The 8893-nt window shown below is 74.1% G+C and carries 4 protein-coding genes and 2 pseudogenes; 3 read left to right on the forward strand and 3 right to left on the reverse strand.

Going from position 1 to position 8893, the window contains the following annotated elements; all coding sequences use genetic code 11:
* Positions 1 to 70 precede the first annotated feature (70 nt).
* Together B082_RS36945 and B082_RS40555 are read left to right on the forward strand one after the other, a co-directional pair.
* On the forward strand, positions 71 to 2638 hold the full coding sequence (locus tag B082_RS36945) for a SpoIIE family protein phosphatase (RefSeq protein ID WP_018555402.1): 2568 nt from the start codon (positions 71 to 73) through the stop codon (positions 2636 to 2638).
* Positions 2580 to 2999, forward strand: a pseudogene (locus tag B082_RS40555) (hypothetical protein); the annotation flags it as partial. The gene B082_RS36945 and the pseudogene B082_RS40555, both read left to right, overlap by 59 nt.
* A 78-nt stretch (positions 3000 to 3077) precedes the next feature.
* Here the strand turns inward: B082_RS40555 and B082_RS0129500 are convergent.
* Together B082_RS0129500 and B082_RS0129505 are read right to left on the reverse strand one after the other, a co-directional pair.
* On the reverse strand, positions 3078 to 4400 hold the full coding sequence (locus B082_RS0129500; protein WP_018555403.1) for a geranylgeranyl reductase family protein: 1323 nt from the start codon (positions 4398 to 4400) through the stop codon (positions 3078 to 3080).
* A 419-nt stretch (positions 4401 to 4819) separates the two neighbouring features.
* Positions 4820 to 5305: a potassium channel family protein gene (locus B082_RS0129505; protein WP_018555404.1), complete on the reverse strand. Its 486-nt coding sequence runs from the start codon at positions 5303 to 5305 to the stop codon at positions 4820 to 4822.
* Positions 5306 to 5647: 342 nt separating this feature from the next.
* Between B082_RS0129505 and B082_RS0129510 the strand changes: the two genes are divergently transcribed.
* On the forward strand, positions 5648 to 8251 hold the full coding sequence (locus tag B082_RS0129510) for a SpoIIE family protein phosphatase (protein WP_199783870.1): 2604 nt from the start codon (positions 5648 to 5650) through the stop codon (positions 8249 to 8251).
* Between the two features lie 78 nt (positions 8252 to 8329).
* On the opposite strand, the pseudogene B082_RS0129515 reads toward B082_RS0129510, so the two are convergent.
* Positions 8330 to 8893: pseudogene (locus tag B082_RS0129515) on the reverse strand (coagulation factor 5/8 type domain-containing protein); the annotation flags it as partial.

Consider the following 8893-nt stretch of genomic DNA (forward strand, 5'->3'; position numbering starts at 1 on the left):
CCCCATGCCCCCGCCCGGACCGGACGCGTCCGACGTGCGCCGACCGGCGCCCCGGGAGCATGCTGGCTGGGTGACCTGGTACGGCGTGGCCGGGCGGACGCCGCTCGGCCCGAGCGACGCCCCGTCCGGGAGACTGCGGGACGGCCGGGCACCGGACGACCTGTCGCTGGTGCTCGCCCAGTCCGTCGTGAACGCCGTCGGGGCCGTCGGCGGACAGGCCGGCGGTGTCTATCTGAGCTCCGGCACCCCCGGTCTGCTACGGCTCGCCGTCCTGGCGGGACTGCCCGGCCCGCTCTTCCGCCCCTGGTGGCGGATGCACGTGAACCGGCCCTTCCCGGTCGCCGAGGCCTTCCGCTCGGGCAGCCCCGTCCACCTCTCGGACGCCGAGGACGCCATGCGGCGCTTCCCGCAGCTCATGGCCGGTCTGCCCTTCCCGTTCGGCTCCCTCTACGTACCCGTACTCCGCGGCCGTGCACCCATCGGTGTCCTGGTCGTCCTGCGCGCGGCGACCGGGGACGAGCCGGTGCGGCCCGAGGACCTCCACCGGATCCAGGACATCGCCGATGAGCTGGGCGCCGCCCTGACCGGCCTGGCGGACGGCGGTACCCGCCTGGAGTGGGAGGAGGAGCCGCTGCCCGTCCAGCTGCCCGCCGAGAGCTCCCCGCCGGTACGGATCGGCCGCTTCGAGTGGAACCTCGACACCGGCGCCGTCGAGGCGGACGACGGCCTCGGCGCGATCCTCGGCACCGGTAACGGCGGCTTCCCCGGCAGCATCGAGGCCCTGGCGGCCAGGCTCGCCCCCGAGGACGTGTACGGCCTGTGGGCGCTCGCCCGGCAGGCGGCGGGCTCGGCGGGTCCCGTCGTCCGCAGGATGCGGCTGCGCGGCCCGGACGGGCGCTCCCACCTGCTGGAGGTCTCCGGGCGCCGGGACGAGGACGCCGGCCCCGGCGGGCACCTGACCGGCTTCCTGGTGGACCTGGGCATCGGCCCGGTCGTCCCCGAGGCCGCCGACCGGCTGCCGCGCGGCATCTTCTCGGTCGACCGCTACGGCCGGATCACCTACCTGAACCGGCTGGCCGAGGAGCTGCTGGGCCGGGCCCGCGCCGAACTGGTCGGGCGGGTGTTCTGGGAGGTCCTGCCCGCGTTCGCGAACCCCGCCTACGAGGACCACTACCGGGCCGCGATGATCTCCGACGCCCCGGTCCACTTCCTGGCCCGCCGCAACCCGCCGCCCTGGCTCGCCGTCTCCCTCTACCCCGGCCACGACGGGCTGACCGCCGTCCTCACCCCCACCGAGGAGCCGGCCTACGCCCCCGGCTCCGTCGCCGCGCCCGGCCCGGGTCTCGGCTCCCCGGCCGACCGGTCCGCCGCGCTCTACCGTCCGGTCGCCCTGGCCATCGCCCTCACCGAGGCCGTCACCGCCCGGCAGGTCTCCCGCGTGGTCACCGAGGAGCTGCTCCCCGCCTTCGGCGGCCGGCAACTGGCGATCTACCTCCTCAAGGAGGGCCACCTCTACCTGGAGTGGGAGACGGGCTTCCCCCAGGGCTTCCTCGACCGGTTCGACGCCGTCGGCCTGGACGCCCGCATCCCCGGCGTGGAGACCCTCACCACCGGGCGCCCCATCTTCTTCGAGTCGATGCAGCACCTGGCCGCCGCCTACCCGGGCATCCCCATGGACGCCGACGTCGGCGCCCGCGCCTTCCTGCCGCTGATCGCCTCCGGCCGCCACGTCGGCTCCTGCATCCTCGGCTTCGACCAGCCGCGCGGCTTCAGCCCGGAGGAGCGTACGGTCCTGACCGCACTGGCCGGACTGATCGCGCAGGCACTTGAGCGGGCCCAGCGCTACGACGCCGAGGCCGCCCTCGCCCGCGGCCTCCAGGACGCCCTGCTGCCGCACCGGCTGCCCGTCGTGCCCGGCGTCGGCACCGAGGGCCGCTACCTCGCCGGCACCCAGGGCATGGACGTCGGGGGCGACTGGTACGACGTGATCGAGACCGGCAGCCGGCTCGCCCTGGTCATCGGGGACGTCCAGGGCCACGGAGTCGCCGCCGCCGCGACCATGGGCCAGCTCCGCAGCGCCGTCCGGGCCTTCGCGCTCGGCGGCCACGACCCGCAGGAGGTCATGAGCGGCACCAACCGCCTGCTCATCGACCTCGACACCGGGCAGTTCGCGAGCTGCTGCTACATCGTGATGGACCCGGCCACCGGCCGCACGCACGCCGTGCGCGCCGGACACCCCCAGCCCGTCCTGCGCCACCCCGGCGGCACCGCCGAGGTCCTGGAGCTGCCGGGCGGCATCGTGCTCGGCGTCGACGCCGACGCGTCCTACCCCGTCACCGAACTGCACCTGGAGCCGGGCGCCCTGCTCGCCCTGTACACCGACGGGCTCGTCGAGGAGGCGGGCACCGACATCGACATCGGCGTCGAGCGGCTGCGCGGCACGATCGCCGGCCTCGGCCCGGCTCCGCTCACCGAGACCGCGGACCAGGTGATCCGCCGGGCCCGGCAGGCCCCCGACCGCCCCGACGACATCGCCCTGCTCCTCGCCGCCCGCTGGACCGGGCGGGACGGCGACGCCGGTGCCGGCCGGGCGGGCCCGGCGCGCACGGGCCCCGCGGGCGGCTCCGGAACCTCTTGACCGGCCCTCCCGGCCATGCCGGTTCACACCCCGGAGAGCCGGCCGTGGAGCGGACGCCTGGGGGCCGCATGAGCATCGACACCGTGACGACCGGGACCGCGGGGCTGCCGCAGTTCCCCATGACGCGCGGCTGCCCCCGCCACCCGCGGGGAGGGCTGTTCGACAAGCTGAACGCATCCCGTCCGGTGCGGTCGAGGAGCCGGTCCTCCTTCACCCAGGTCGCCGAGCCGGTCAGCGCCGGGCTCTCCGGGATGCCGTCGGGCACCGGGCCGCGCACCGGCGCCGGCGCCCGGCCCGAAGGCGTCGAGGGCGGCCTCGTACCGGGCATCCCGAGCGGCTGTGCCCCGAAGTCCCGCTCAGCGAGGCGGAGAAGACCTGGGGCGGCCACTGCTCGAAGTGCCCGGGACGGACGGGTAGCCTGCCCGGCCCCACGCGGCGGTCAGCGGCGCCGGGGGCCGGGGGCGGGGACGAGACGGACCGCCGTGTTCAGCACGTGGTCGATCGCGTCGCGCGAGGGGTGCTGGGTGAGGTTGGTCAGGAGCCGGGCCAGGGTGTTGAGCAGGGCCGGTGAGCCCATCACGTAGCGGTTGAGCACCGGCTGGAAGCCCGAGCGGCTGAAGACCAGGTCGGCCGCCGTGTTGCCGAGCCGGTAGTAGCGGCCCCAGCGGCGGTTCATCTCGGCCGGATAATGGCGCAGCGCCCGCTCCCGCCTCGGGCCCGGCGGCAGCGCGAGCGCGAGGGCCGTCGTCTCGGCGGCGACTTCACCCGCCTCCATGGCCTGCCCGATGCCCTCCCCGTTCCACGGGCTGACCATGCCACCGGAGTCGCCGACGAGAAGGAGCCCCCGCGTGTACAGGGGATGGCGGTTGAAGCCCAGCGGGAGGGCGGCACTGCGCACGGGGCCCTCGGCGTTCTCCTCCCGCAGCCCCCACTCCGCGGGCGTACGGGCCAGCCACCGGTCCAGCGTCGCGCGCAGGTCCGCGCTGCCGTGGCGGCGGTGGGGGAGTGCGCCGAGACCGACGTTGACCCGGCCGTCGCCCATCGGGAAGATCCAGCCGTACCCCGGCAGATAGTGGTCGCTGCGGGGGAAGCGCAGATCGGCCCAGAGTTCGAGGAACTCCTCCCGGGAGCGCTCGGGGCTGCGGTAGTACCGCCGGGCGGCCGTCGCGATCTGCCGTCCGGGGTCCCGCTGGAGCCCCATGGCCAGGGCGATCCGGGCCGAGGCGCCGTCGGCGGCGATCACGACCGGCGCCCGGTGCACCACCGGCCCGGCCTCCGACACGGCCGTCACCCCGGTGATCCGGCCCGCCCGGTCGGTCACCGGCTCCCTGACCTTCACACCGGTACGCAGCCGGGCCCCGGCGGCGACGGCGTGCCGGGCCAGGATGTCGTCGAAGTCGTGCCGGCTGCGGGTGAGCCCGAAATCCGGGAAGCCGCCCAGCGCGGGCCAGTCGATCTGCACCTGCCGGTCACCGGCCACCCAGCGCATGCCCCGCGACCGGGTCCACCCCGGGGCCTTGATGTCGACGCCCATCCGGATCAGCTGGTGCACCGCGCGCGGGGTCAGACCGTCCCCGCACACCTTCTCGCGGGGGAAGCGGGACTTCTCCAGCAGCAGCACATCGACACCGGCCCTGGCGAGGTGGTACGCGGCGGACGAACCGGCCGGCCCCGCCCCCACCACGATCACCTGTGCCTCCTCGGCCGCGCCGCCGGCGGCCTCCTCGTCCGACGGCGACCGCTCTGCACGCGTCTCCCGCATGGGGCTCCCTTCCTCGGTCGGCACCGCCGCCCGAGGACGACGGCCCAGTACACCGACATCCTGCCGGGTTGCCCCGCTCCGGGGGAGGGTGATCAACAAGGTCCCGGAGAACGCCGCCCACGGGCCACCGGAAATCGGAAGGGCATACGAGAACCGCCCGTCCGTCCGCCCGCGTGCGGCGGGCTCGACGACGGAGGGGCGGCGGCGCGACGCGGTCAGTAGGGCAGTGGGCGCCCGGACGGCGTGCGCAGATCGAGGGGCGGCGGACGTTGCGGAAGCTGAGGACGCCGGACGACTCTGATGCGGCCCACTGCCACCACCTCCTGTCGGTAACCGGACCTATGCCCGGCCCGGCGCCGTTCACACGTCACCGGGCCGGCCGGCGTGGTCCGGCGGGCCGCACACCGCCGGCGCAGCGCTCAGTCCCGCGGCCCGTGACCCGCGTCGGCGAGCATCCGCTCGATGCGGTCGAACCGCTCGTGCAGCAGCTGCTCGGTCTCGTCCCGCATCGCACGCGCGGCGTGCTCGGCCCCGCGCGCGAGCCGGTGGCGGCGGCGCTGCTCGTGCCCCACGAACCAGGTCGCGAGGGCCGCCGTGACCATCCCGTACGTCGTGATGCCGACGCCCATCACGGCGACGGCGACGATCCGCCCCCACAACGTCACCGGGAAGAAATCGCCGTAACCCACGGTCGTCGCGGTCTCCGCCGACCACCACAGCGCCTTGGGGTACGAGGTGATGGTGGCGTGCGGGGCGTGCCGCTCGGCCACCAGCACCACCCAGGAGCCCACCAGCACGGTCAGGGCGAGCAGCACCGTCGCCCAGCCCGCCGCCTTGAGGTGCAGCGAACGGTTCTCCCGGCCGAGCAGCAGCTCGACCGCCTTGGTCAGGAATACAGGCACCATTTCGCCGATCATGCGGCGCGGGCGGCGCCCGGGGCGGACGGGCGCGCGTCCGCCCGCCCCGCGTCACCCGATCGCACCGGCCGGACCCGTCCCGGCCCGGTCCGGGTCACCCACGCCGATCGCACTCCGGTAATCCGTGTTAAACCTGAATATGTGGGTGGTACAGGTCGATTCCGGGCGTGGTCTCACCGCTCCGCCCGGCGGCCGCATCGACACGATGGCGGCCGCCCAGGCGGTGACGAACCCGCGCCCTCCGGACCGCCCCACGTGCGGACCCCGCCAGGGCGCCGGCTGCGCGCCCTGTTCAGTGTCCGCACGGTGGCGGGCCAGTTCTTCGTCCTCATGCTGAGCATCGTCGTCCTGCTCGTCTCGGCGGCCGTCGTCGCCCTGGTGGTGCAGGGCAGGCGCGACAGCATGAGCGCGGCCCGTGCCCAGTCGCTGAGCGTCGCGCAGGCATTCGCCCACGCGCCCGGTGTCGCCGACGCCCTGGACAGCAAGGACCCCACCAAGGTCCTCCAGCCGCGCGCCGAGGAGATCCGGCAGAGCACCGGCGTGGAGTACGTCATCGTGGCCGGCACCAACGGCGTCCGGTACACCCACCGCGACATCGCGCTCATCGGCAAGAAGATCCCCGGCCCCTACGAGGAGGCCCTGGAGGGACGCTCCGTCACCCGTACGGTCTCGGCGAGCCGGGGCAGGTCGGTCGCCTCCGCCGTGCCCGTCCGGCGCAGGGACGGATCGGTGGCCGGGCTGGTGGCCGTGGGCATCAGGGTCGAGGCCGTGAACCGGCTGGCGTACCCGAGCATGCCGCTCACCATCGGCGCCGGAGTGGCCGCCCTCGCCCTCACCACGGCCGGCGCTGCCCTGGTGAGCCGCCGCCTGCGCCGCCAGACGCGCGGCCTGGGCCCGGCCGAGATGACCCGGATGTACGAACACCACGACGCGGTGCTGCACGCGGTGCGCGAGGGCGTCCTCATCATCGGCGCCGACCACCGGCTGCTGCTGGCCAACGACGAGGCACGGCGCCTGCTCGACCTGCCCGCGGACGCGGAGGGCCGCGCGGTCACCGACCTCGGCCTGGACCCCGGGACCGGTGAACTCCTGGCCTCCGGACAGGTCGCCACGGACGAGCTGCGGCCCGCGGGGGACCGGCTGCTCGCCGTCAACCTCCGCCCCACAGAGGAGCGCGGCGGCCAGCCCGGCATGGTCGCGACCCTGCGCGACACCACGGAACTGCGGGCCGTCACGGGACGGGCGGAGACCGTACGCGAGCGGCTGACGCTGCTGTACCGGGCGGGCGCCCTGATCGGCACCACCCTCGACGTCACCACCACGGCGCAGGAACTCGCGGACGTCGCGGCCCCCGGATTCGCCGACTGCGTGACGGTCGACCTCGCCGACTCCGTCCTGCGCGGCGAGGAGCCGCGGCTGCCCGTCGGCGACGTCATGAACCTGCGCCGCACCGCCGTGCGCGGCGTCGGCGACGACCATCCGCTCTACCCGGCCGGGCGAGTCATCGGCTTCGCTCCGACCACCCCGGAGTCCCTCGGCACGACCGTCGGGCACACCTGGATCGTGTCCGACCTGACCACCTCCCAGCGGTGGCGCGACCCCGACCCCGAGCACGCGGCCCGCATCCTGGAGCACGGATTCCACTCGCTGCTCTCCGTCCCCCTGCGGGCCCGCGGCGTCATCCTCGGTGTGGCCAACTTCTGGCGCGCGCAGAACGAGTCGGCCTTCGACCTGGACGACCTCTCCTTCGCCGAGGAACTGGTGGCCCGTGCCGCCGTGAGCGTCGACAACGCCTGGCGCTACACCCGTGAGCACGAGATGGCCGTCACCCTTCAGCGCAGCCTCCTTCCGCGCGGGCTGCCGGAGCAGAACGCCCTGGACGTCGCCTACCGCTACCTGCCGGCACAGGCCGGCGTGGGCGGCGACTGGTTCGACGTGATCCCGCTGTCCGGCGCACGGGTCGCCCTGGTCGTCGGCGACGTCGTCGGACACGGCCTGCACGCCGCGGCCACCATGGGCCGGCTGCGCACCACCGTGCTCAACTTCTCGACGCTGGACCTGGCACCGGACGAACTCCTCGGCCACCTGGACGAGCTGGTCGTCAGGATGGACCAGGACGAGGGGACGGGCGGCGGCGCGATCACCGGCGCCACCTGCCTGTACGCGATCTACGACGCCGTCTCCGGACGCTTCACGATCGCTCGGGCCGGCCACCCGGGGCCCGCGCTCGTGCTGCCCGACGGCACGGTGAGCTTCCCCGAGATGCCGGCCGGGCTGCCCCTCGGGATCGGCGGCATGCCCTTCGAGATGACCGAGTTCCAGGTGCCCGAGGGAAGCCGTCTGGTCCTGTACACGGACGGCCTGGTGGAGCGCCGCGACCGCGACATCGACGACGGCCTCGAACTCCTGCGCCGCTCGCTCACCGACCGCGACCGGACGCCGGAGGAGACCTGCGACGACGTGCTGGACGCCATGATGCCCAGCCACCCCGGCGACGACGTCGCCCTGCTGGTCGCCCGTACCCGCACGCTGGACCCGTCCCGGCGCATCCAGTGGGACGTCCCCCCGGACCCCGCCGCCGTCGCGGGCGTCCGCAAGCAGGCCATCCGCTGGCTGTCCGACCAGGGCCTCGACGAGGAGGGGTTCGTCACCGAACTCATCCTGAGCGAACTCGTCACCAACGCCATCCGCTACGGCTCCGAGCCCATCAAGGTCCGGCTGCTCCACGACCGGTCCCTGATCTGCGAGGTGTCGGACTGCAGCAGCACCTCCCCGCACCTGCGCTACGCCGCCACGACGGACGAGGGCGGCCGTGGCCTCTTCCTGGTCGCCCAGTTCGCCGAGCGCTGGGGCGCCAGGTACACCGACCGGGGCAAGGTCATCTGGTCCGAGCAGACGCTCGGCGGCCCGCCCCCGGCCCAGTGGCCCCTGTGACGGCGACGCGGGGCCCGGCACACCGCCGGGCCCCGCGCCGTTCACTCACCCCGTACACCGGGTGTCATGCGCCTTCCGTCACGGGAAGGAGACGACCTGGGACGGAATGGTGTCGGTCCCCGAGGTGGGCGAACCCGTGCTGTTGATGACGTGGTTGTACTGTCCCTGGCCGCCGAGGGAGACGACGATCAGGTCGTGGAACTTCACGCCGGGCTTGACCGGGGCCTGGAAGCCGTGGTCCTGGTGGATGTTGGGGTCGGAGGTGAAGTTGCAGTAGCTGCCGAGCCCCCAGGCCTCGTGGGTGGTGACGGAGTCGTCGACCTTGTAGGCCGCGAAGCCCTTGATGTCACCGTTCTGGATGGCGTCCTGGTTCGGGGCGTCGTACGCCTTCTCGTTCTGGTAGAAGATCGTCCTGCCGTTCTCGCCGGACCAGCGGACGTCGTACTTGTTGAAGTGCTCCACGAAGAGGCCGGTGGCCAGGACGTTGTCGCCGTTGACCTGGAGGCCGTAGTCGGACCGGTTGGTCTCCCAGCCGACGCCCTCGCCGTGGTCGGCACGCCACAGCCAGGTGTGGTCGATGATCGTGTCGTTGCTGTTGATCACCATGCCCGTGGTCGCCTTGCCCGCGCCCGCGCCGCCGAC

The organism is Streptomyces sp. ATexAB-D23 (genome assembly GCF_000373645.1).
GTDB classification, from domain to species: Bacteria; Actinomycetota; Actinomycetes; order Streptomycetales; family Streptomycetaceae; genus Streptomyces; species Streptomyces castrisilvae.

Bases quoted from the DNA above. Each gene is read 5' to 3' on its own strand.
- B082_RS0129500 (WP_018555403.1), bottom strand. From the start codon at position 4,400: ATGCGGGAGACGCGTGCAGAGCGGTCGCCGTCGGACGAGGAGGCCGCC.
- B082_RS0129505 (WP_018555404.1), bottom strand. From the start codon at position 5,305: ATGGTGCCTGTATTCCTGACCAAGGCGGTCGAGCTGCTGCTCGGCCGG.
- B082_RS0129510 (WP_199783870.1), top strand. From the start codon at position 5,648: ATGCTGAGCATCGTCGTCCTGCTCGTCTCGGCGGCCGTCGTCGCCCTG.